This window comes from Rossellomorea sp. NS-SX7, from assembly GCF_052828565.1.
This window is the reverse complement of record NZ_CM128249.1, coordinates 1,335,511-1,358,819: the sequence shown is the minus strand read 5'-3', so window position 1 is coordinate 1,358,819 and position 23,309 is coordinate 1,335,511. Positions and strand designations below refer to the sequence as shown.

20 protein-coding genes are annotated in these 23,309 nt (G+C 42.3%); all 20 read right to left on the bottom strand.

The features are described from left to right. Window positions 1-145 precede the first annotated feature (145 nt). On the bottom strand, window positions 146-1,306 hold the full coding sequence (gene ftsZ / locus ACUXV2_RS06650; protein WP_446246251.1) for a cell division protein FtsZ: 1,161 nt from the start codon (window positions 1,304-1,306) through the stop codon (window positions 146-148). A gap of 40 nt (window positions 1,307-1,346) precedes the next feature. Beyond that, window positions 1,347-2,648, bottom strand: a complete 1,302-nt coding sequence (gene ftsA, locus ACUXV2_RS06645) for a cell division protein FtsA (protein ID WP_446246250.1) — start codon at window positions 2,646-2,648, stop codon at window positions 1,347-1,349. A gap of 115 nt (window positions 2,649-2,763) precedes the next feature. Beyond that, window positions 2,764-3,126: a small basic family protein gene (locus ACUXV2_RS06640; protein ID WP_175988837.1), complete on the bottom strand. Its 363-nt coding sequence runs from the start codon at window positions 3,124-3,126 to the stop codon at window positions 2,764-2,766. Window position 3,127: 1 nt separating this feature from the next. Continuing rightward, a complete protein-coding gene (locus tag ACUXV2_RS06635) occupies window positions 3,128-3,856 on the bottom strand; it encodes a DUF881 domain-containing protein (RefSeq protein WP_446246249.1) in 729 nt (242 codons plus the stop codon). A gap of 49 nt (window positions 3,857-3,905) precedes the next feature. After that, window positions 3,906-4,613, bottom strand: coding sequence for a DUF881 domain-containing protein (locus tag ACUXV2_RS06630; RefSeq protein ID WP_446247009.1), 708 nt, complete (start codon window positions 4,611-4,613; stop codon window positions 3,906-3,908). Next, the gene (locus ACUXV2_RS06625) at window positions 4,591-5,400 is read right to left on the bottom strand and encodes a cell division protein FtsQ/DivIB (protein ID WP_446246248.1); all 810 of its coding nucleotides are present in this window, start codon (window positions 5,398-5,400) and stop codon (window positions 4,591-4,593) included. Before ACUXV2_RS06625 ends, ACUXV2_RS06630 begins: the two co-directional genes overlap by 23 nt. Window positions 5,401-6,304: 904 nt before the next feature. Beyond that, window positions 6,305-7,405: a stage V sporulation protein E gene (gene spoVE, locus ACUXV2_RS06620; RefSeq protein WP_446246247.1), complete on the bottom strand. Its 1,101-nt coding sequence runs from the start codon at window positions 7,403-7,405 to the stop codon at window positions 6,305-6,307. 115 nt (window positions 7,406-7,520) lie between these two features. Then, window positions 7,521-8,870, bottom strand: a complete 1,350-nt coding sequence (gene murD, locus ACUXV2_RS06615) for a UDP-N-acetylmuramoyl-L-alanine--D-glutamate ligase (RefSeq protein ID WP_446246246.1) — start codon at window positions 8,868-8,870, stop codon at window positions 7,521-7,523. Beyond that, complete coding sequence (gene mraY / locus ACUXV2_RS06610) at window positions 8,871-9,845, bottom strand: phospho-N-acetylmuramoyl-pentapeptide-transferase (protein ID WP_446246245.1); 975 nt, start codon at window positions 9,843-9,845, stop codon at window positions 8,871-8,873. Between the two features lies 1 nt (window position 9,846). Then, on the bottom strand, window positions 9,847-10,260 hold the full coding sequence (locus ACUXV2_RS06605) for a hypothetical protein (protein WP_446246244.1): 414 nt from the start codon (window positions 10,258-10,260) through the stop codon (window positions 9,847-9,849). 2 nt (window positions 10,261-10,262) lie between these two features. Then, complete coding sequence (locus tag ACUXV2_RS06600) at window positions 10,263-11,723, bottom strand: UDP-N-acetylmuramoyl-L-alanyl-D-glutamate--2,6-diaminopimelate ligase (RefSeq protein ID WP_446246243.1); 1,461 nt, start codon at window positions 11,721-11,723, stop codon at window positions 10,263-10,265. Between the two features lie 202 nt (window positions 11,724-11,925). Next, window positions 11,926-13,842 carry a stage V sporulation protein D gene (locus ACUXV2_RS06595; protein ID WP_446246242.1) on the bottom strand — a complete coding sequence of 639 codons (1,917 nt, stop codon included), beginning with the start codon at window positions 13,840-13,842 and terminating at the stop codon, window positions 11,926-11,928. Window positions 13,843-14,037: 195 nt separating this feature from the next. Beyond that, window positions 14,038-16,254: a penicillin-binding protein gene (locus tag ACUXV2_RS06590; protein ID WP_446246241.1), complete on the bottom strand. Its 2,217-nt coding sequence runs from the start codon at window positions 16,252-16,254 to the stop codon at window positions 14,038-14,040. Then, window positions 16,254-16,622 (bottom strand): cell division protein FtsL, encoded by a 369-nt coding sequence (gene ftsL, locus ACUXV2_RS06585; protein WP_446246240.1) that lies wholly within the window; start codon window positions 16,620-16,622, stop codon window positions 16,254-16,256. Before ftsL ends, ACUXV2_RS06590 begins: the two co-directional genes overlap by 1 nt. 55 nt (window positions 16,623-16,677) lie before the next feature. Continuing rightward, on the bottom strand, window positions 16,678-17,613 hold the full coding sequence (rsmH, locus tag ACUXV2_RS06580) for a 16S rRNA (cytosine(1402)-N(4))-methyltransferase RsmH (protein WP_446246239.1): 936 nt from the start codon (window positions 17,611-17,613) through the stop codon (window positions 16,678-16,680). Between the two features lie 37 nt (window positions 17,614-17,650). Then, complete coding sequence (gene mraZ / locus ACUXV2_RS06575; RefSeq protein ID WP_175988818.1) at window positions 17,651-18,082, bottom strand: division/cell wall cluster transcriptional repressor MraZ; 432 nt, start codon at window positions 18,080-18,082, stop codon at window positions 17,651-17,653. A gap of 230 nt (window positions 18,083-18,312) precedes the next feature. Beyond that, entirely contained in the window at window positions 18,313-19,932 is a 1,620-nt protein-coding gene (gene bshC, locus ACUXV2_RS06570; protein ID WP_446246238.1) for a bacillithiol biosynthesis cysteine-adding enzyme BshC, read from the bottom strand. Window positions 19,933-20,026: 94 nt separating this feature from the next. After that, a complete protein-coding gene (locus tag ACUXV2_RS06565; RefSeq protein ID WP_446246237.1) occupies window positions 20,027-20,413 on the bottom strand; it encodes a DUF3397 domain-containing protein in 387 nt (128 codons plus the stop codon). Window position 20,414: 1 nt separating this feature from the next. Next, window positions 20,415-21,311 (bottom strand): ketopantoate reductase family protein, encoded by an 897-nt coding sequence (locus ACUXV2_RS06560; RefSeq protein ID WP_446246236.1) that lies wholly within the window; start codon window positions 21,309-21,311, stop codon window positions 20,415-20,417. Between the two features lie 152 nt (window positions 21,312-21,463). After that, window positions 21,464-23,005, bottom strand: a complete 1,542-nt coding sequence (locus ACUXV2_RS06555; RefSeq protein ID WP_446246235.1) for an acyl-CoA carboxylase subunit beta — start codon at window positions 23,003-23,005, stop codon at window positions 21,464-21,466. Between the last annotated feature and the right edge of the window lie 304 nt (window positions 23,006-23,309).

The following is a 23,309-nucleotide window of genomic DNA, read 5'->3' as shown; positions in this document are numbered from 1 at the left end:
GAAAGTAACGAAATATGTCACCTCAAATTTTATATTGATCATTACATTAGGGAAGCATCGGCTGAAACACAAAAAAGACCCACTCATGGAGGGGTCTTTTTTGTGAAAGTTATTTAGCTGTATCTACCTTGTCCCTTAGCAGTGATTATCGTCTGCGGTTACGGTTACGCAGGAATGTCGGAATATCCAAAGTATCTTCCGCACCATGGTTATTAGAAGTAGAGCGTACAGGTTCCTGCTGTTGTGGTTCTTCGCGTTTAGGCTGTTCACGCTTGACCTGCTGCTGACTAGGAGCAGGGTTAGGCTTCACACCGCCAAATGTAGGACGAGTCTGTTTCGGAGCTTGAATGACTTCTTCGTTAAATCCAGTCGCGATGACAGTAACCACGATATCATCTTTTAAGTCTTCGTTGATGACTGATCCGAAAATCATATTTACATCCTGGTCAGATGCCGAAGCTACGATATCGGCAGCTTCCTGTACTTCATATAAGCTTAAGCTCGTTCCGCCTGTGATGTTCATCAATACACCTTGTGCTCCATCGATTGATGTTTCAAGCAATGGACTTGAAACGGCTTTTTTAGCAGCTTCTGCAGCACGATTTTCACCTGAAGCTGCGCCGATTCCCATTAAAGCGGAACCTTTGTTGGACATGATTGTTTTAACATCTGCAAAGTCAAGGTTGATTAACCCTGGAGTTGCGATAAGGTCAGAAATACCTTGTACACCTTGTCTCAATACGTTATCCGCTTCCCTGAAGGCTTCAAGCATCGGTGTACTCTTGTCAACGATTTCAAGAAGTCGATCATTAGGAATGACGATTAATGTATCCACGCCTTCTTTCATCGCTGCGATACCGCCGCTGGCCTGGTTCGAACGCTTACGGCCTTCAAAGGTAAATGGGCGGGTTACCACCCCAACCGTCAATGCACCGATTTCACGTGCAATCTGGGCGATTACAGGTGCAGCTCCAGTACCGGTACCGCCTCCCATTCCAGCTGTGACGAAGACCATGTCTGCTCCTCTTAAAGCTTCTTCGATCTGCTCTTTACTTTCTTCTGCAGCTTTCTTACCGACTTCAGGGTTGGCACCTGCGCCTAAACCTCTGGTCAATTTACCGCCGATTTGCATCTTAATTTCTGCTTTTGATAGATTAAGAGCTTGTGCATCTGTATTTACAGCGATGAATTCAACACCCTGTACACCGTGCTCAATCATTCGGTTTACAGCATTGTTTCCTCCTCCACCGACACCGATAACTTTTATTGTCGCTAATGAATCTAAATTTGTATCAAACTCCAACATGACAAATCCTCCTAACTCGTCGAATCAATGGATTCCTTATTTATTCAAAGAAGTATCCAAAGAACTTTTTCACTTTTGACATCGCCTTATCATCTTCATGTGTTTCTTCTGTTACTTTTGCTGGCTTTGGCTTCTTATTCGTTTGTTTCGACTGCTGCCTTTTTTCAGATGCATCAACCGGTACAGGTTCAGCGCTTACGCTTTTCCCTTGTAATCTGGCATTCTTCTGTGCGTACTTTATCAACCCGACAGCTGTCGTATACTGAGGCTCTCTTACTCCGATATAATCCGGAATAGCCACGCGAACTCGATTTTGGAATACAATTTGTGCTAATTCTAACACACCTGGCAGATTTACTACACCACCAGTTAATACATATCCACCAGGCAGGTCTCTGATACCCATTCTTTTCAGTTCATGACTGATTAGGTCAAGTATCTCTTCAAGCCTTGCTTCTATGATATCAGAAATTTCTAATTGATTAAATTGTTGATGTTGATCGCTTCCTATAATTGGAACACTGAATACTTCATCTTCTGATGCATGATCATAATAAGCATGTCCATATTTAGTCTTAATCTTCTCGGCATCTTCGGTTGATGTCCTTAATCCGATTGATAAATCCTTGGTAATATGTTCTCCGCCTACAGGTAAAACTGTTGTTGCCTTTAAATGGCCTTGTTCGAATACAGCAATCGTCGTGGAACCTCCACCGATGTCAATCAGTGCAGCCCCAAGATTTTTTTCGTCCTTAGAAAGGGCGACCGATCCTGCTGCCAGCGGCTGTAGAACAATATCGACAATTTCGAGCCCTGCTTTTTCTACACAACGCAGAGTATTATGTAATATCGTCTTAGATCCTGTAATGATGGTGCCTTCCATTTCGAGTCGGACACCGATCATACCTCTCGGGTCTGTGATTTCATCCAGTCCGTCAACGATGAACTGTCTCGGGATTACATTGATGATTTCTCTTTCAGGTGGAATGGAAACAACTTGAGCGGCATCCATCACCCTCAGGACATCTTCATCCCCAATTTCACGGTTATCGCTTGAAACGGCTACCACACCATGACAATTTTGAAGTGATACATGATTTCCTGTTATTCCAACAATGACGTGGTTTATGGATAAACCGACCATTCTTTCTGCTTGCTCAACTGCCTTTTTAATTGTATGAACAGTTTCGTCTATATCTACGATGGAACCCTTTCTGATTCCTTCTGATTCTACATGTCCTACACCGATAATGTTCAAGGAATCATTTGACATTTCACCAATGATCACTTTCACTGTGGATGTACCGATGTCTAGGCTAACGTAAATTTCATTGCTGTTCACTCTATGGCACCTCCTTAAAAAATGTTTATGGGAACAACAACCCTAGATAGTCTCAATCCTAAGTATATCTTAATTAAGATATTCGTCGTAACAAAAACGATTCCCTTTTAAAATTCTAATTTTTTTCTCTTTTTTCTTGATTAGTAGTCCAATTACTTATTAGTATCCGTCTGATGACTGCAATGTTTTGGAATAATCTGACTCCAAAAGCAAAAACAGCTGCCAAATATAAGTCTACACCAAGATGGACCCCTAGAAAAGCTAAACTTGCTGCTAGTAAAATATTAAAAAAGAACCCCGAAACAAAGACTTTATCATCGTATATATTTTGGAGGTGAGCACGGATTCCGCCAAATAGCGTATCCAAGGCTGCCAGAACTGCAATCGATAAATAATTCGAGTATTCATCTGGAATTCTTATATCTGTCAGAAGGCCAAGTATGACCCCTACTAGCAACCCTAAAACGGGAAGCCACATATTATCCGTTACCTCCTCTTTCACTGACCGGTTCCATATAACGGACGCGGATTGTATCATCATATGACGGCAAAATCACTTCTTCCAGCGGTTTGGATATGGATACCCGGAGATTATCGATAAAGAAATCCTCTACAGATTGTGACACTTGCATTCGGTTATACAATTTTTGTGCTGTTTCAAGATCCTTTGTCAATACTCTGACTTCAAACGGGATTTTGGTGATGGAGTATCCATCTACATTTGTTTCGCCGTTAATATCCCTGATGACCGAGGTATTGATCAGCCGGTGTCCGTCTATTGAAATATCCATTGCATCATATTGATTTAATTCATTCACTAACCTTTCAAGGAGCTGAGGGGAGACAGTATGTACTTTTTCACCCAGCAGAATTTCTTCCATGGCAGGTTCAATCGTAAGAATCAGGCCGGTACCTTTTTTCTCCGTCAAACCCGCTTCTGTTTTCAGTTCCTTTAACGTTTGTTTCAATGCCTGCTCGGGGCTTGCCTCTCTCTCTGTCTCATACGTTTCCAGCTTCTCCTCGACTGCTCTCATCTCCTCAAGCAGACTGGAGTTCAGTTCTTTCTCGTTAAGGAGTGCATCCCTTAATTCCCATATGTCTCTCGTATCACGGACAACAGGTTCCTTGACTGTCTGGAATTGTATGGCAATCATGAAACCGATGATAATGGTGATAACCGTAAAACTCGCTTTTAGCTTGTTGTCCATTCCCCTTCACCTTGCTTCCCAATCACTACCTTTTATTGGAGTGCAAACTTTATGATTCACCGATCAGTGGTTCCAGAACAATATCCGTTTTCTTTTCCATAGAGAATTCAATATTATCATTCACCAATTGATCTTTAACCCCACCTGTAATATTCATGGCGGAAGAGAGTACCTCAGGGTCTCCAATGGCTGTGATTTCAAATGGAGCAGGGTATTCAATCCCGTCTATCTGTATGACCGGTCCATGACACAATACATATGAATCATGCTTCAGCCTCTGTCCGTTAATGGCAACTGCAGAAGCTCCGGCAATATACAATTCATTGATTACCTTGAATATATGGTGCTCATGAACAATATAATTGTTTGCGTTATCTTCATTTGGTTTATAGTCAGCATCAGAAAGCGTCACTTTCACTCCCGGACCTTTGACTTTGGTTTTCCCTAAATACATGCGGTACTTTTCCGCTTCTTCAGCAAGATTAAAGTAAATTTGTTTTTCTTTAGAGAATTCCTTTTCGAGGTTGACTACTTTTTCCTGTTTCTCATAGAGCTGTTCCTGCAGACTATTATTCTTTTGCTGCTGCGCAAGGATTTGATCCCTAAGCTCTTCTTCCTGTTTCCATTGACCGTTGCTGCGCTTTCCCTGTCCAGCTTCTTCTGTATTAGCAAGGCTATAAGAAAAAGCAAGGATGAAACCCAGCACTAAACCTACGAGAGAGAGGATAACGTGTTTACCCTTCACTTTCATCCTCATCATCCCCTTCGCCTTGCTCTTCTGCGTCACTTCCTGCTTCTTCCGTTTCATATGCCCTGAAATACGAGCCTACTTCCAAATCGATGATCCCTTTCTTGGATGGGTCCAGTTGACTGACAATCGACGGGTAATGCTCCATCTTTTCTGAAAATGTACGAATTGTCGCGCTTACCTCATAACCGTCATTCATAAATAAGGTCAAATGGTATTGATCTGTTTTCTTCGGCACTAAATTTATCTCTGAAATCAGATGCTGAACCTCTTTTGGAAGCTCTCCCAGTTCTTGAATCATCTTTTTCAATGTATTATCCTCTTTGAACCCTCTCAGGAGAGGGGCGTCCACAGGAATGGACTCGGTTCCTTTATTCAGGACCTTGCCATTTTCCAGAATGATCAAAAACTTATTATCTTTAAGGAGATAAGCTTTTTTGCCTAATTCATTCACTTGAATCACAAAGGAATTTGGAAAAGACAACTTGACTTCTGTACTCTTAACTTCAGGTAGTTTATTTAACCGTTCAGCAGTTTCACTTTTATTGACGCTCCAGACATTCATTCCCGGTTTAAGTTTGCTTTCTGAAAGAATCGTTTCACTGGAAACCAGTTCATTTCCCTTCACCTCGATTGTTTTTACATGACTGAGAGGTGACTGAAAGTAAATGACAGACAGTATCATAAACAGGAAAAGTGCCAGTAAGAATAGCAGCCTTCTGTTTGCTTTCTTTTTTCTGTGCTGTTTCAGTTTGGGAATTCTTTCTTCAATGGAAACAACATTTTCTTTTCTCATTACGTTTTCCTCAATTTCATTTCGAATTTATGGGGCATGGTTCGTCACGCCTTAAAATGAAAGTACTCTTATATGAGTTACCTTCTTTGTCATTGTGAAGGCAATGTATGCGAAAGAGAATAGGACGGTTATCATTTAGAAAGGTCAATTTACATTCCCTTAACTACATTAAACATAATGAAAATCTCAAATGATCGTTATGTACATTCCATGGAATCGAAAAAGAGCACAACACCTTGTATAATTCACTCTTTCCCTCTATTCTAAACACGAATTCCATGTTATGAAAGGATGTCATTGAATTGTAAAAGTTTTGGTTAATAAAAGTAATATAACCTCCTATAATATTGAAAACCAAAACCCTTTCACACGTTGCATTTATGTAATTAATTGTAACATCTTACCTTCAAATATCCTATTGTTATTTCAATAAAATTTGCTTAATAGTGCTTTTTTCACTTTATGTAAAATTACCTCTTATTGCCGCTGCCCGATTCCGTGCAAGACTTCGCTTTCCGCGGGCGGCCGGTGAGCCTCCTCGCCGCTGCGCTCCTGCGGGTTAGAAAAGCGTAGGCGGCTTGCTCAGAGGCGAAAAGCATAAGACAGGGCAGCCACAAAGGCGTTCTTTGCCTTCTTGGACGAGTTGACTTATGACATGTGCCTCTAAGCCCTGGAGCTGGACAGGTCTCACCTGTCTCGCTTTTCCCGCAGGAGTCTTCGTCTTGCACTCCAATCAACAGCTGGAACAAGTTAAAATAGCAACACTTATTTTCTAAACCGAATAATAACAGCATAAAAAAGACAACAAAAAAGATTGACTTCCAATCATACATTCAGATCCTTCCCAACTCTGATTTGAGGGAAGTTATTATTGAATAAATGATGAAGCCAATCTTATTTGTTGTTAATGTCTTGAATACCGACTGATATTCAGCAGAACCCCTACGGCCATGAGCATGAGGGTCAATGAAGATCCTCCGTAGCTGAGGAATGGAAGGGTGATACCTGTTACAGGCATCAAACCTGTTACCACTCCTACATTGATCATTACCTGGATGGCGATCATCGATACGATTCCGACAGCCAGGAAACTTCCAAACAAATCGGGTGCACCGAGAGCAATACGCACCCCTCGCCACAAGATCAGTGAAAATAGCAGAAGTACAAATGTCCCGCCGATAAAACCCAATTCCTCGGCCAAAATCGCAAAAATGAAATCATTCTGAGGTTCAGGCAGATAGAAGAATTTCTGTCTGCTTTCACCCAACCCCAATCCAAACAGCCCCCCCGGACCGATTGCATACAGTGATTGAATGATTTGAAAACCGCTGTTCAATGGATCCTCCCAGGGATCAAGGAAGGAGGTGATTCGTTTTATCCGGTAGGGTGCTGAAAGGACCAATGCAGCGAACCCTGCCAATCCGGCTATACCAAGCCAAGCAAAATGCATGACCCTTGCACCGGAAATAAAGATCATCACAACACATGTGCCAACCATCACAGTACCTGTCCCTAAATCAGGCTGGAGCATGATCATGCCAAAGGCTGAAAAGACCAACAGCAGCGAAGGTAGTACCCCTTTACGGAAAGAAGTAATATATTTCTGGTTCTCTGAAAGGTATTTGGCAAGGAATGCAATCATGGCAAGTTTCATGAATTCTGAAGGCTGAATCGAAAATGCACCGACTCCGATCCAGCTTCTTGATCCGTTTCTCAAAACCCCGATCCCAGGAATCAATACCAGTACCAGGAGAACAAAACAAATGATGATAAGGACTTTCGCCCAGTTTTTCCAGGTCCAATATTCCACATTCATAATGAAAAACATGGCAAAGACTCCTACAGCTGCAAAGAGCATTTGTCTTTTTGCAAAGAAAAACGAATCATCGAATTTATAATCCGCCCAAACGGCACTTGCACTGTACACCATGATAAGCCCTACAGCCAAAAGTGTAAGGGTGACGATGATAAGGATAAAATCGGGAGTCGATTTTTTTAAAGGCAATCTTAACACCTCGAATAGACGTATTTGAGCCGCTGCAAGCAATACATACTGTTCAATTTCTCAGATTGCCTATCTTGTTGTCTAAGTAATGTTGCTTTTTAATGACAAGCCCTTATTAAAGGTTATGCACCGCTTTAATAAAAATGTCACCGCGTTCTTCAAAAGTTCGATATTGATCCCAGCTTGCACAGGCCGGAGATAACAGGATCACATCACCAGCTTGTGAATTTTCATAAGCGGCCGGCACTGCCTTCTCAACATTATCGACACGTATGATCGTTTGTATCCCTGCCTTTTGACCGGTTGTCTGTAATTTATCAGCTGTTTCACCAAATGTAATAAGTACCTTCACGTTTTTCAAATGAGGAATCAGATCATCAAAATCATTCCCTCTGTCCAATCCACCTGCTAATAGGATTGTCGGTCCATTGAAGGCATTCAGTGCACTTTTTGTCGCCAGGCTGTTTGTCGCTTTTGAATCGTTGTAAAATTTTCTATCATTCACTTCTTTTACAAATTGAGTGCGGTGCTTAACGCCTGTAAATGTTCCAAGCACATTCGTAATACTGTCATTTGCGACTCCATATAATTTTGAAGCGGCGACTGCGCAAAGGATATTTTCCAGGTTGTGAGCCCCGGGTAACACAACAGAGGCTAATTCACCGATGCGTTCATGCTTGAAATAGATTGCATCGTCCTTTATATAAGCCCCTTCTTTCACTACCTGTGTAGTGGAAAAAGGAATGATTGAAGCTTTCGTGAAACTGACGGAATCACGAAGATGCTCCTGGTCATGATTGATGATCAAATAATCTTCCTCGGTTTGATTCTTTGTAATATTGGCTTTAGCATTCCAATATTCCCCGATTGTACCGTGGTAATCCAGATGTGCATCATACAAATTGGTGATGATGGCGATATGAGGGGAAAATTCATCGATCCCCATCAATTGGAAGGATGATAATTCCACCACCATTTTTTCATCCTTTTTCGCTGTTTGTGCCACTTCAGAGGCCACTGTACCAATATTCCCGGCAATCAGGGGCTGCTGTCTGTCTTCATTCAGGATTTCATACAACAAAGTGGTCGTGGTCGTTTTACCATTCGTCCCGGTAATTCCGATCATTTCTGCCTCTGATACTAAGTAAGCAAGTTCCACCTCCGTAAGGACGGGTATGTCTTTTTCAAGAGCCCTTTTTATCAAAGGATTATGATAGGGAATGCCCGGGTTTTTAACGACATATTCAAAGCCTTCGTCCAACAACTCGATCGGATGGCTTCCGCAAATCACTTTGATTCCTTCCTGCAGCAGACCCTGGGCCTCGGGATTTTCCGCCAAAGGCTTCTGATCATTCACTGTGACAAAAGCTTCAAGCTTATGTAGTAATGAAGCGGCACTAACCCCGCTCTTGGCTAACCCCAATACAAGAACTTTTTTATGTTTGAACTTCGTAATTTTTTTCAATTATAACCACACCTCGATATAGATTCCTAAAACGGCAAAAAGCAGCCCAACCGTCCAAAAAGTAACGACGACTCTCCATTCAGACCAGCCGACCAATTCATAGTGGTGGTGAAGGGGACTCATTTTGAAGATTCGTTTTCCAGTCGTTTTAAAGGACGCAACTTGTAAAATGACCGACAATGTTTCGATGACAAAGACTCCGCCGATCAATATAAGGATAATCTCAAGTTTCGTTAAAATGGCAATCGTTGCAATCGCGCCACCTAGTGCCAGTGAACCTGTATCCCCCATAAATACTTTGGCAGGATGAGCATTAAACACTAAAAATCCAAGGACTGCTCCGACTACAGCTACTCCGAAAATCGCTACATCATATTGACCCTGATTCCAGGCAAGCACTGCCAAGGCTCCAAAAGCAATAGCTGATGTACCGGATACTAATCCATCCAATCCGTCTGTAAGATTGACGGCATTTGAAAAACCGACAAGCCAGATAATGATAAACAACACATAAAACCATCCAAGGTCGAATGATACGTCCGTCAATGGTATCGATACAGTCGTAGGGAAGTCGTTTTGCTTGAAGATGAAATAGAAAATAGCCGAAATCACGATTTGTCCCAACAGTTTCTGCTTGGAAGTCAACCCGAGGTTCCGCTTCATGACAACTTTAATGAAGTCATCCAGAAATCCAAGCAATCCAAATCCGACTGTAACGAGAAGCAATAAATATGTCTCAGCACCGGGTTCTGAATATTTCCCCGTCATGACAAATGTCGTAATGATGATTGAAAGCAGGAATACAATACCACCCATCGTTGGCGTCCCTGTTTTCTTTTGGTGTGACTCTGGCCCTTCATCTCGAATACTCTGGCCAAACTTCAATCTTCGTAAGAAAGGAATAAAGAGCGGTGCCAGAAGAACAGTGATCAGAAATGCCATGATGATTGTAAAAAAGATAACTTGTTCCAGCACTTTATTCCCCTCCTTTCTTCTCGTTCAAAACTTCCAAAAATTCTTCATCCATTGTTTTGATTAAATCAGATTCACTATTACATATAAACTTCGTCATAATTTCCCACTTTTCTTGATTGTTTTTTTGTTTGTAAAATTGTATAAGTTCACGATAAGCAGCATGGACATCCTCCACAATAAACAAAGGAAAATGATTCGGTACGAATAAGGGGATTTCTTCACTTCCATCCCATAAAGAAGCAATCGCACCATTATTGATGCTATCAAAAAGCTTCCGATGAGAATCCAAAGGAATGTATAAGCCCCTTTCCAATCTTACTTCCGGCAAGGAAGAAACCGTAAGGAATCCTATTCCTGGCAATCCGACTCCACGTGTAACTGGAAACAACTTCTTAACATCATCATAAAAGAGCATGGTTACATCTCCCTTATGATTTGTCTTGCAACTTCCCGGTCATCAAAATCAAAGACATCATGCCCGATTATTTGATAGGTTTCATGCCCTTTACCGGCAATAAGTACAATATCTCCTTCTTTTGCATGAAGGATTGCTTCTTTTATCGCATCTTTTCGATCGGGAATCAACTTATACTGTTTGCCGACAACCCCGGCTTCCATATCCTTCAGTATATCCATTGGATTTTCAGTACGCGGGTTATCAGAAGTGAAAATGGCAAAATCGCCGTAGTCACAAGCAATTTCAGCCATGATGGGGCGCTTTATTTTATCCCTGTCCCCTCCGCATCCGACTACAACGATAATGTCTCCATTTGTAATGGATTGAATGGTTTCCAAAACGTTCTTTAAACCGTCCGGTGTATGAGCATAGTCAACGATCACAGAGAAAGGCTGCCCTTCAGCGACTGATTCAAATCTACCTCTGACGCCTTGTGCTCTCTCAAGTGATTTAACACTTTGGTCAATGGGGATGCCGGCAGCAGAAGCGGCTGCTATAGCTGCTAATGCGTTGTAAACATTGAACCTTCCCGAAAAACTCAGGACCACATCCTTTTCCCCGAACGGACTCACCAGCCTGAAACAGGATTCCGTAGATTTCAACTGTAAGTTCTTTGCATAAAAATCTGCGTCTTCTGATAATCCATATGTGAAAACATGCGCGGCTGTTGATTTGATAAAATACTCAGCTGTATCGTCATCTTTATTGATGATGGCATATTTAGGCGATTTTTTAAAATAAGTATTTCCTAATTGTGAAAACAATAAGCCTTTTGCATTCCGGTACTCATCCATGGAGCGATGGTAGTCCAAATGATCCTGCGATAAATTTGTAAATACAGCAATATCGTAATCACAACCATGAACCCTTCCCTGATCAAGGGCATGAGAAGAAACTTCCATGATGGCAGAAGTAATCCCTTTCTGCAGGAATCGGTAGAACGTCTGATGCAGGGTCAAACTGTCCGGCGTCGTGTTATGGCTGACTTCAAGCTCATCGCCCGCTTTAATATGCATTGTGCCGATAAGGCCAGTCTTTATTCCATTACCTGTAAAGACCTGCTCGATCAGATGGGTGGTTGTCGTCTTACCGTTCGTGCCGGTTACACCCACTAAAAGTAATTGATGTGAAGGCTGTTTATAAAAATAATCCGAAAGCACAGCCATGGCTTTCTTTGTGTCAGGTACAAGTATGACGGGTATGTGAACATCCACTTTCCTTTCTGCAAGAATAGCAGCTGCACCATTCATCTCTGCAACTTGAGCCAGGGAGTGGCTATCAATCTCCAGGCCTTTGATACAGATAAATAAGTCACCATCCATTACTTTCTTATGGTGATTAGCGATGTTTGAAATAGCTGGATTTCCTTCACCATGTACTTTATAAAATGGAAGTACTTCCAGCAAAGTGTGCAATCTCATCATTTCAACTCCTCACAGGTAGAAAGCAACCTTTTTATATTTTACATAAAATCAGACTTGAAAGCTATCAACCTTTTAACTTAGTTCTAAATTTTCTCGGTTATGTCGTTTTTTCAAAAACGAGACAACCTAGAGAAAAAGGGGCTTTCTTTTCTGCATGCTAATGGACGATAAATCCATCAAAGAAAGCACCCCCTGTTCTTTATTCAGATAAATATACGCGTACGGTTGAACCCTGCTTTATTTTCACGCCCGGATCAGGCGACTGATTTACCACCTTTTCTCCGCTTCCGCTAATATCAAGGTTCAGGTTAACCAATTGCTGCTGAAGCTCTTTTTTAGACAAACCGATCAGATCCGGGGTTTCGATCATCGGGATGTCATCCCAATTCATTTTTTTCTCGATCTGTTCCTTTCTTTTAGGCACTCCCATCGCCTCTAAACTATCTCCAATGATACTGCCGGCAATGGGGGCAGCTACCACCCCACCAAATTGGACGGTGCCTTTAGGATTATCCACCGCTACATAAACGACGATCTCGGGGTCATCTGCAGGTGCTACACCCATAAATGAAACGATATGATTGTTCTCCAGGTACTTTCCATCTTTGGCTTTTTGGGCAGTCCCTGTTTTCCCGCCAATACGGTAGCCATCCACGAAAGCCTTCCCTCCTGTACCTTGTGCAACGACACTTTCGAGAGCTTCCCTTATTTGTTTGGATGTTTCTGCGGAAATCACCCTCTTCTTCACTTGAGGAGACTTTCTCATAACGACTTCATTCGTTTCAGGGTCGATCAACTCTTTCGCTATATATGGCTGATACAAGATTCCCCCATTGACTGCTGCCGAAACGGCAGCCACCTGCTGGATAGGGGTAACTGCAACACCCTGGCCAAAAGCAGTCGTCGCCTGCTCAACCGGTCCGACACGGTCCAGATTAAATAGAATCCCTTTTCCTTCACCCTGTAAATCGATTCCAGTTTTTTGACCGAATCCAAAGTCTTTAATGTATTTAAACAACGTTTCCTTGCCAAGGCGCTCGCCAAGTTCAACAAAACCCGGGTTGCAGGAGTTCTGGACAACCTCGAGGAAGGTTTGCGTTCCGTGCCCCCCTCTTTTCCAGCAGTGAAGCGTAGACCCTGCCACTTCTACATGACCGGAATCATGAAACTTTTCCTTATACAGATCAACCTTTTTTTCTTCAAGGGCAGCTGCCAAAGTGATAATCTTAAAGGTTGATCCCGGCTCATACGTACTCCAGATGGGAAGGTTGCGGTTATAGATTTCCTGCGGGACATTCCGGAAATTTGCAGGATCAAATGTAGGACGGCTTGCCATCGCTAATATTTCACCATTTTTTGGATTCATCGCAATAGCGATCATACCATCGGGGTTATAGGTGGCCTGAGCGATATCCAGCTCCCTTTCTACAATTGTCTGGACTTTCGTATCGATGGTCAGCTTCAGGTCAAGCCCGTTCTCAGGGTCATCAAAATCGTCCGCCATGTCACCCATCCTTTTCCCTTTGGCATCTGAAAAAAACTTGACGTATCCTTTATCACCTGTAAGTTCCTTATCGTATGACAGTTCAAGTCCCATCAGCCCCTGGTTATCGATTCCTGCGAATCCGAGCACATGTGACAGATAGCTTCCATATGGATAATACCTCTTGGAGTCTTCTCCAAGGTAAACACCTTTAAGATTTAGTTCTGTGACTTCCTTCGCTTTTTCATATGATATTTTTCTCGCTTCTTTTATCAGGACCATACTCGCCTGCTGTGTTACATATTTATATGCAGTTTCTACTGAAATATTAAGAACTGGTGCCAGTTTCTCCGCGGTCTCTTGAGGGTCGGTAATTTGTCTTGGCACGACAAAAATGGTCGGGGCACTTTGATTACCCGCTAACTCCACCCCGTTCCTGTCTACTATCTTCCCCCGTTCAGGCTGAAAAGGAATATTCCGGCTCCACGAATCTTTGGCACGGCTTGTCAACATATCCCCCATGAAAAACTGCACATACCCCAGCCTTAAATCAATGATAGAAAATATCAACACTCCCACAATCAGAGCAATCGCCAACCTTTTCCTAACTGTTACGTTCGATACTCTTTTCACAAATGGACCTCCCCTTCTATGGCTCGTTCCATTATATGCTTGGACACACAGTGGTATGATTTTCATTATCCGAAGACCTTCCGCCACAACAAAAAGAAAAGGACGACCCTTCATGTTCTGCTCCATACCCTTGGCAAAATCGCCAGGTAAGTATGGATTAACACATTGAAAAGTCCATCCTTCTTATTCCACTATCTAATTCAAAGGTCTTTCTTCTTCTGACCCTTCAGAGGCTTCCTCTTCTTTTTTCTTCTGCAGTTGTTCTTCTGGGGTTTTGAAGTTTACTACAAGAGGTTCGTCTTCATTCACAGGTGAATCAGGCTGTATATTTTGACTGACCGCAAATCCATTGCCAACCATATTGATTTTCAGACCGGCGATATTCGCAATCTTGAAAACATCTCTAATTGACCAGCCCTTCATATCCGGAATGGTAATGTCTCCGTCCGTTCTGAGAATCACTTTCCCTCCTTCAAGCATTTCACTGCCTTCATGAGGCAATTGCCTGATTACTTCTGAACCATTACCGACTACTACAGGTTCGCCCCCTGTTTTTTCTATTTCTGCCTTTGCTTTTTCAACGCTCATACCAGTAAGGTCAGGAATTTGCTCTTGTTTAAGATTCACTTTTTCCTGCGGTTTAATATTTAAGTATTTCAAACTGTTCTGCATGACTGGCTTAAAAACATCTGAAACAGGATCAGAACCGATTTCTGTCGGCTTCAATTCTGGTTCCTGCACTCCTACATAGACGATTAACTGCGGATTATCAGCAGGCGCCATTCCCATAAAGGAAAAGAGGTAGTTTTCCTTACCATACTTGTATCCCCCGGTCTCAGGATCCGGAATTTGTGCAGTTCCCGATTTTCCGGCTACACTATAGCCCTCAATCGCAAACCTGGTACCTGTGCCATGTTCGGATGTGACAGTCGTCTCTAAGTACTTCCTTGTTTTCTCAGCTGTTTCCTTTGTGATGGGGGTCCCCGCCACTTCAGGCTTTGTTTCTTTTACTACTTCTTTCGTATTGGGGTCTACCACTTTCGAAATGACATAAGGCTTCATCATTTTCCCGTCATTCGCAATCGCAGATTCCGCCTGGATCATTTGCAGCGGAGTGACCGTTGTTCCTTGTCCAAAAATGGTTGTGTATTTTTCAATAGGATAATGATAAAGGATCGAACCGGATGCCTCATGCGGCAGGCCGACGTTAGTCGGTTCCCCGAAACCAAAATCATGTAAATATCCTTCAAATGTTTCAAAGCCGATCTGGTCCAGCAGATAAGCGAAAGCCACATTGGATGACCGCTGAACTCCTTCAAGGAAAGAAATGGAGCCCCACCCCTCCCCGCCATTATGATCACGGATAGGATTAGGGACATTATCAACTTTATAAGTCCCTGATTGGTATGCTTCGTTTGGATTGAACTTCCCTTCATTTACTGCTGCTGCAAGCGAGAAGGATTTCATGGTAGATCCCGGTTCAATCGTTTCTTCTACAATCGTATTGGTCCAGTTATCCATCAGCCCTGCCCTGGTATCCGGGTGGAATGTCGGGCGCTGGGTCATAGCAAGGATTTTTCCTGTTTTGGGATCTGCCACAATTGCATACATCTTTTTAGGCTTATACTGCTTTTGAACTTGATTCATGGCTTCTTCCAGGAACGTCTGGATTTTCTTATCAATGGTGAGATAGATATCATTCCCATCCTGTGGAGGTGTGACGTGTTCTTCCGAATTAGGAAGAAGATATCCCCATACATCACTTTTATATTCCACTGAACCGTTCTTTCCGCTCAGGATGTCATTAAAGCTTTTTTCTATCCCCATTTTACCTGTTGTAACAGAATCTCCATCATCATTAGTCGTTTTCTGGGCAAAACCGATCAAATGGGAAGCAAATGTCCCATTTGGATAGAATCGTTTGGCTTCTTTCCGGAATGTGATACCTGGGAGTTTTTCTTCTTTGATATCAAGCATCAATTGATGCGAGAGGGCACGGCCGGCTGAGCCAAATTCCACCTGATAGGCTCCATCTGTCGTTAATTTTTTATAAATCTCACTTTCGTTCATATCTATGAACCCGGATAGTTCCCTAGCCGTCTTTTTTGGATCTGTTACATGCTTGGGATTCTCAGGATCACTTGTCACCGTCGGGCTTAGAATGGCCACTAAAGTGTAAGCGGAAGTGTCTTCTGCAATCACTTCCCCTTTTTGGTCATAGATGGTTCCCCTATGAGCTTCAAGGATCCGGCTCTTGATATATTTCTCTGCAGCCTGTGAAGCCAGGACTTTACCCTCAGCCTCGCCTGTAACTTGAATTGTAATAAACCGAACCATTAATACAAAAAAGAGCAAGCCGAAAATCCCGAAAAGGATGGCTGCCCCTATGTTCATACTTGGTCTTTTTTTCATTATTGTTCAACAACCTTCACATTCTTTTCTTTTAAGTTAAGTCCAAGTTCTTTGGCTTTTTCCAAAATACGCTCGTACGTGCTTAACTCGCTGATTTGAAGTTTAAGGTCGTTATTCGCCTTTTCCTGTTTTTCAACGGCTGTTTCCATCACTTGCACTTCTTTGTTTACGTCATAGATGGCTGCTTGAGTCTGTACAATCTGTACGGCTAAGAAGCAAAATACCACAGCAAAGATTGCGACCAGGATCTTTTCCCCTGGTGTGATGACAGAACGCTGCTCTTTTCTAAGCGGCTGGGGATTCACTTGAACAGATTGATTCGATTGATCAATTTGCTCCCTTTCAAACTTTTTGGCTAAATTACTCATCATTTCTCCCTCCCATTTCCTTTTTTAAAGGCTTTTTCTCATATATTTAGCCTCTTTATTTATTTTTTTCTGCAATTCTTAACTTTGCTGACCTGGCTCTATTATTTTCTGAGAGTTCTTCCTCACTTGGTAATATCGGCTTTCTCGTAATGAGTTTTAATTCAGGTTCATATTCCTTGGGAATGATCGGTAGCCCCGGTGGTAAATCAGGTCCGGATGCTTTCTCTTTAAACATCGTCTTGCACATGCGGTCTTCCAGCGAGTGGAAAGTGATCACACTGACCCTTCCGCCTTTTCCAAGCATGTCTATTGCTTGTTCGAGAGAATCTTCAAAGGCCCCCAGTTCATCGTTTACTGCAATACGGATAGCCTGAAATACTCTCTTGGCAGGGTGGCCTCCCTTTCTCCGGGCAGGTGCAGGAATCCCTTCTTTTATCAATTCAACAAGCTCTCCTGTTGTTTCAATCGGTTTCAACTCACGGGCGGCTTCGATCTTTCTAGCGATTTGCTTTGAGAATTTCTCTTCGCCGTACCGGTAGAAGATTCGTACAAGATCCTCATATGCCCAGTGGTTCACCACATCGAATGCAGAGATTTCAGCTTCTAGATCCATCCTCATATCGAGCGGTGCATCATGATGATAGCTGAAGCCCCTTTCAGGTGTATCAAGCTGGGGTGATGAAACTCCAAGATCGTAAAGTATGCCATCGACACTATGTACTCCAAGCTGCTCAAGTTCTTCTTTCAAATAACGGAAATTCGACTGAACGAAGGTAACCTTCCCTTGATAAGGTAAAAGCTTTTCTCTTGCGTGGTTAATTGCGGTTTCATCTTGATCGAAGCAATATAAATGCCCCTTTTCAGACAATTGGCTAAGCAGATACTCACTATGTCCTGCACCGCCCAAAGTACAATCCACATATACCCCGTCTTCTTTAATATCCAATCCATCTACCGTTTCTTTCAATAAAACTGTTGTATGTTTAAACATGTTGACGTCACCTTTCCAATCGAACGTTTTTGATCTGCTAAATATCAAATCCTATCATATTCTCTGCAAGTTCTGCAAAAGAATCTTCAGACTCTGTGAAGTAGTCTTCCCATAAAGCCTTACTCCAAATCTCAATCCGATTGGAAACTCCAAGGATGATGCATTCTTTATCCAACTGTGCATAGCTGACAAGAGTCGAAGGGATATTTATTCTCCCTGTCTTGTCCAATTCACTTTCTGTAGCTCCTGAAAAGAAGAAGCGCGTAAAGGCTCGGGCATCTTTCTTTGTAAGTGGTAAAGCTTTCAGCTTTTCTTCGAGGGCCCGCCATTCATCCATGGGATAGCCAAATAAGCATTGGTCTAATCCACGTGTGATGACAAATGACTCGCCGAGTAGATCGCGGAACTTGGCAGGCACTATTAAACGGCCTTTATTATCAATGTTATGTTGATATTCGCCCATGAACATATGCACTGCCCCCACTTTCTATCACAAATGTACCACATCCCCCCACTTTTCTCCACTGTTTTATAAATTCTCTTTTTATAAAATATTTCCTTTAACTTTTATTAGCCTTTTTCTCCCTTTTCCTGACAGTGAAGAGAAGAAAATTTTGTCTTTTAAACACAAAAAAAGGACTTCTTTCGGCTTTTATTCCGAAAGAAGTCCTCTACTATTTACTAATTAAGTGTTGAACATTACAAGTAAACAACCTTATGTGTCCCATCAAAATCCATCGGGAGGGAGGTCAAGTCCTGAATAAAGCTTTCTCCGTATTTATTAAGGAAATAGAGAGTGTTCCAGGTTCTCTCCTGCGGTCCATTATTAGGACGGAGACAATTTTCCACTTTAGTGAAGTCTGAAAATGTTTTGTCATGTTTTTCCCTAAGAGCCTTATCTGCCCTCTTCCTCAAGTAATCAAATTGATAAAGATGGATGGATAAGTTCTTGTCCACGATCTGATTCAATCCCCGATCGATACGCTGAGATTTATCACGAATATGGCTGTATGTTTGTTGAAGCAATTGTTCGAGTTCGGCAATATCTCTTTCTAACGTTGGTACTTTTATTGAATTCCAGTATTTCTCTCTTTCTTCATTGACCCCTCCAATCAATACCTGCGGCAGCGACAGGCCGAGTTGGTTCAATTTCTTCTCTACTTCCCTTTCAAGGAGGGTGATGCTCAATCTAGGAACGACAGGGGGGATCTTCAATCCAGTATATTCAAATGCTTTCTTCAATTCACCCCAGTAGGCGATTTCGCCTGGTCCTCCAATAAAGGCAAGGGTCGGAAACAGCCATTCCTGCATCATCGGTCTAGTCACCACATTGTTGCTGAATATTTCAGGAGACTTTTCGAGCATCGCCAGTAATTCCCTGCCCGGGATTACACTTCCGCTATTTTTCTCTTTGAAATCGAAGCCTTGTCTTTCCAATAATGAACGCTCATCATTTATGTTGATAAATACATTCGCTGCTTCAGGAGAAATGTCCAGTTGTGTGGAGAACCCGTTCTTTTTAATTTCTTCCTGCTGCTGGAGTACTGCATCTGTAATGTTCTGACTGCTTTCGATCAAATGATGAAAATGATTCTTTTCGAGATTCCTTAAAGGAGGATACGCAGAATCTATCACCAATAAACCGGATTCCTTAAACAGATGCATCACAAAATGAGCGAAGAACCTGACAAGATCACCCTCAGCATCGATCATTTTGTTCAATTCAAAGGCAAGTTTGTTGGTGTGCCGGGTTTCACCAAGGGTCTGGACGATCTCCTTCACCCAATTCTTCATTACATGTTTATCGAAGGAAATATCTGAGGTCATTTTCTTTTCGAGTACTCGTTCCGGATAACCCGCCTTCTCGATTTTGTTGCCTTTTTCCAGGTAAATGTGATTCACTTCCTGATAATCATGATCTTCTCCGGCAATCCAGAATACAGGCACAACAGGATGATTCAAAGCTTCTTCCTGCTGCCGCGCCATTTTGATGATCGAAATAATTTTATGTATGGTGTATAAGGGCCCCGTCAGTAAACCCGCCTGCTGACCTGCTACGACAGTCACAGCACCCTTCTTGAATTTCTCTAAAGACTCCTCCACTTCAAATGCTGAAGGAAGCCCCGTCATATATGAAGCGATACATCCTGCAAGCTCTTCACGCGGAAACTCACGATGTTTCAAATCTTCCAATCTCCGTGTATAGACATCAGGCTGATTTATATTATAGTGAAAAAAAGAAGTCACAGGTTCTTTCTGATTTATATAAAGTGAAGCAAACTGGTTGATTGCCGGAATGTTCAGATTCTCCAATTCCATATGAACTACTACTCCTTTTCTAGCTCTTTATTTCCTAACGAAGAGTATAACATTTCACTAGCTGAAAAGGAAAAAAACTGCCTGTGTTTGCCAACTAGTTCAGTTCAATGATCCTAAGGATCAACCCCGTGATCATCAAAGTGATATACGCAGCGAAAAACAAAAGGAAATTTATCCTCCATACACCTCTTAGCAGCTTCGGGTAGTGAATCTCACCCTTTGCCCTCCAATATAAAATGGCGAATATCAAACCAACGCAGCAAACACATAAGAATATCAACCATAAATATGATGTATCCCATATCGCGAGAACAATAAAATGAACGGACACCATCAGTAAAAACGTTGTCACATCAATTGCAAGATGAAACGCTTTCCGGTGATTCTTCATTACTTCCTTCGCAATGATAAAACTGATGAAATACCCCAAAAATGGAATAATCACAAATATGGCAATGACCGTAGAAAAAATAGAAGCCATTTTACCCCCCCTGACTTTCTCTTTCTATTCCTTTAACTAATTCGTAAAGTGTTTTCATGATGGGTACAAAATGGTTTTCTTTTTCAGCCTTCATCAATAAGGACCCCAGAATGGTCTCGACTTCTGTCTTTCTGTGTTCTTCAATATCTTTCAGCATGGATGAACGATTAGCTGACGTGCTGTAACATATGTCCAATATCTCCTGGAAGTGAATGTGATCCTTCATGTGAGGAAAAAGGATTTGCAGTTCTTCAAATAACTTGTGTTGAATATGAAGGAAGTGTGGGTTTTCCGGTAATCTTCCATTTGCTACCCCAGCAATTGAGGTAAGGGGGTTGATCAAGACATTGACAAATAATTTTTTTATCAACATTTTTTCATAGTCGTCTTGAAGAACAAATGGAAAATTTTCTATTTGTTGTATTAATAATTCTTCTATACTACTTGATTCTCCTCTAATCAAAGCAAGATTTGTTCTTCCTATGCCCAGATGGGTCACAGAGTGATCATTTTCTTTCAATGCCCCATGTTCTACAGAACCGGCCAGCAGTGAAAAATGAGGGAGCTTTTTAACCCGTTCTATGTGACCTATACCATTCTGCAAGAAGAATAGAGGAATTTGAGCATCCGAATCAACCAGGTTCGATAGAATCGAATCGAGGCTATATTCCTTAACAGCGATAATGATTAAATCATATTCCATCCTGCTTTCAGACAATCTTTCGGTATGTAAGTATGCCGTGTCGGAATGGCCCCCCAAATTAACGGTGACACCAAGGCGGTTAACTTCTTCCAATTGCTCATTTCTTCTCACGAGAAGTGTGACATCAAACTTTTTACTTAAATAATGGGAGAATAGAAGCCCGATCGCTCCTCCTCCGATAATTCCAATCTTCATGACTTCTCCTTCATTAAATACGAATTGATAAGTACTTAATCATAGTTTAGCAAATTTTTCACCGGCAGAAAACAATGGGTATAAAGAATGATGCAGTTTAAAAAGACTTGTTCCCGTAAATACGCGGGAACAAGTCTACTTTCCTAAAATGATTACACCGGATATACCGGGTGCTTTCTCTCACTGAACTGGACTTCCTTCGTTTCATATAATTTAAAACGTTCGATCAAAACAGAACGCAGCTCATTAGGTGCCGTAATTTCATCAACGATCAACTCTGAAGCCAATTTATAGATATCGATATGTTCTTTATATTCTTGTTGTTTCTCTTGAACATATTTGATTCTCTCTTTTGGATCTTCAATAGCCTGAATTTTATTGGAATAGACTGCATTGACTGCTGCTTCAGGTCCCATCACGGCAATCTGTGCCGTCGGAAGGGCAATACAGACATCCGGATCGAATGCCGGTCCTGCCATGGCATATAATCCTGCTCCATATGCTTTTCTTACAATGACAGAAATTTTTGGCACAGTTGCTGAACTCATAGCCGCGATAAGCTTGGCTCCATGCCTGATTATCCCTGCTCTTTCCACTTTTGTTCCAATCATAAAGCCCGGAACATCAGCAAGGAATAATAAAGGAATATGGAAAGCATCACACAGCTGAATGAATTTAGCCCCTTTATCGGCAGAATCATGGAACAGAACGCCGCCTTTTACCTTTGGCTGGTTGGCAATGATCCCTACCACTTTCCCGTCCATCCGGCCAAACCCTGTGATTAGCTCCGGTGCAAACAATTTTTTCATTTCAAAGAAGCTGCCTTCGTCAATCAGTGTGTTAATTCCCTCGTACATATCAAATGGGGCATTTTGATGCTGAGGGATGATATCTTCAAGAAGCTTTTCAGTCTTTGGCGCCATCCCTTCTTCAACAGAAGGCTTCTCTTTATAGTTCGCCGGGAAATAACCCAGGTATCTTTTTGCCTCTTTGATCGCTTCTTCTTCAGATGCAGCCAACAGATCACCGCAGCCGCTTACTGAGCAGTGCATTCTTGCACCGCCCATCTCTTCAAGAGTGACTTTTTCCCCTATTACTTTTTCTGCCATACGAGGTGAGCCGAGGTACATGGAAGCATTCCCATCAACCATGATAACGATATCACAGAAAGCCGGTATATACGCTCCCCCTGCCGCAGACGGCCCGAAAAGGACACAAACCTGTGGGACCATGCCTGACATCTTTACTTGATTATGAAAAATTTTCCCCGCTCCTCTCCGATTAGGGAACATTTCAAGTTGATCAGTAATCCGCGCACCTGCAGAATCCACTAAATAAAAGATAGGAACCTGCAATCGCAAAGCGGTTTCTTGGATACGAATGATTTTTTCTACAGTCCTTGAACCCCAAGAGCCTGCTTTTACGGTAGAGTCATTAGCCATGACACAGACCGTTTGTCCGCCAACTTTCCCGATGGCCGTCACTACTCCATCCGCAGGCAGGTCATCCGCTTTATTGTTCGCGAACATCCCGTCTTCCTGGTAATCTCCATTATCAAATAATAGTTGAAGACGATCACGGACGAACATTTTGTTTTGTTCCTTTAATTTTTCATGGTATTTCGGCTGTCCGCCGGCACTTATTCTTTCTTTTGTTTCATTGAGTGTATCTATGAATGTTTTAGATGCAGTCATATGAATCCCCCTTTGTTCGTTATGTAGCGTTGGCTGTTAATTCCGCTGTTCGTTTCCGTGGAAGACTTCGCTTTCCGCGGGTAGCCCGTGAGCCTCCTCGGTCGTGCCTCCCTGCGGGAAGAAAAGCGGAGGCGGCTTGCTCAGAGGCGGCTAGCATAAGACAGGGCAGCCACAAAGGCGCTTTTTGCCCTTTTGGATGGCATTGCTTATGTCTCGAGCTTCTAGTCGCTAGAGCTGGACAGGTCTCACATTAGCTACTTTTCCCGCAGGAGTCTTCGTCTTCCACTACAACAAACAGCTGGAA

Coding starts and splice junctions, on each gene's coding strand:
- ftsZ (WP_446246251.1), bottom strand. CDS start 1,306: ATGTTGGAGTTTGATACAAATTTAGATTCATTAGCGACAATAAAAGTT.
- ACUXV2_RS06640 (WP_175988837.1), bottom strand. CDS start 3,126: ATGTGGCTTCCCGTTTTAGGGTTGCTAGTAGGGGTCATACTTGGCCTT.
- ACUXV2_RS06635 (WP_446246249.1), bottom strand. CDS start 3,856: ATGGACAACAAGCTAAAAGCGAGTTTTACGGTTATCACCATTATCATC.
- ACUXV2_RS06630 (WP_446247009.1), bottom strand. CDS start 4,613: ATGAGGATGAAAGTGAAGGGTAAACACGTTATCCTCTCTCTCGTAGGT.
- ACUXV2_RS06625 (WP_446246248.1), bottom strand. CDS start 5,400: ATGAGAAAAGAAAATGTTGTTTCCATTGAAGAAAGAATTCCCAAACTG.
- ACUXV2_RS06605 (WP_446246244.1), bottom strand. CDS start 10,260: ATGCTCTTTTATGATGATGTTAAGAAGTTGTTTCCAGTTACACGTGGA.
- ACUXV2_RS06600 (WP_446246243.1), bottom strand. CDS start 11,723: ATGAGATTGCACACTTTGCTGGAAGTACTTCCATTTTATAAAGTACAT.
- ACUXV2_RS06590 (WP_446246241.1), bottom strand. CDS start 16,254: ATGAAAAAAAGACCAAGTATGAACATAGGGGCAGCCATCCTTTTCGGG.
- ftsL (WP_446246240.1), bottom strand. CDS start 16,622: ATGAGTAATTTAGCCAAAAAGTTTGAAAGGGAGCAAATTGATCAATCG.
- rsmH (WP_446246239.1), bottom strand. CDS start 17,613: ATGTTTAAACATACAACAGTTTTATTGAAAGAAACGGTAGATGGATTG.
- mraZ (WP_175988818.1), bottom strand. CDS start 18,082: ATGTTCATGGGCGAATATCAACATAACATTGATAATAAAGGCCGTTTA.
- bshC (WP_446246238.1), bottom strand. CDS start 19,932: ATGGAATTGGAGAATCTGAACATTCCGGCAATCAACCAGTTTGCTTCA.
- ACUXV2_RS06565 (WP_446246237.1), bottom strand. CDS start 20,413: ATGGCTTCTATTTTTTCTACGGTCATTGCCATATTTGTGATTATTCCA.
- ACUXV2_RS06560 (WP_446246236.1), bottom strand. CDS start 21,311: ATGAAGATTGGAATTATCGGAGGAGGAGCGATCGGGCTTCTATTCTCC.
- ACUXV2_RS06555 (WP_446246235.1), bottom strand. CDS start 23,005: ATGACTGCATCTAAAACATTCATAGATACACTCAATGAAACAAAAGAA.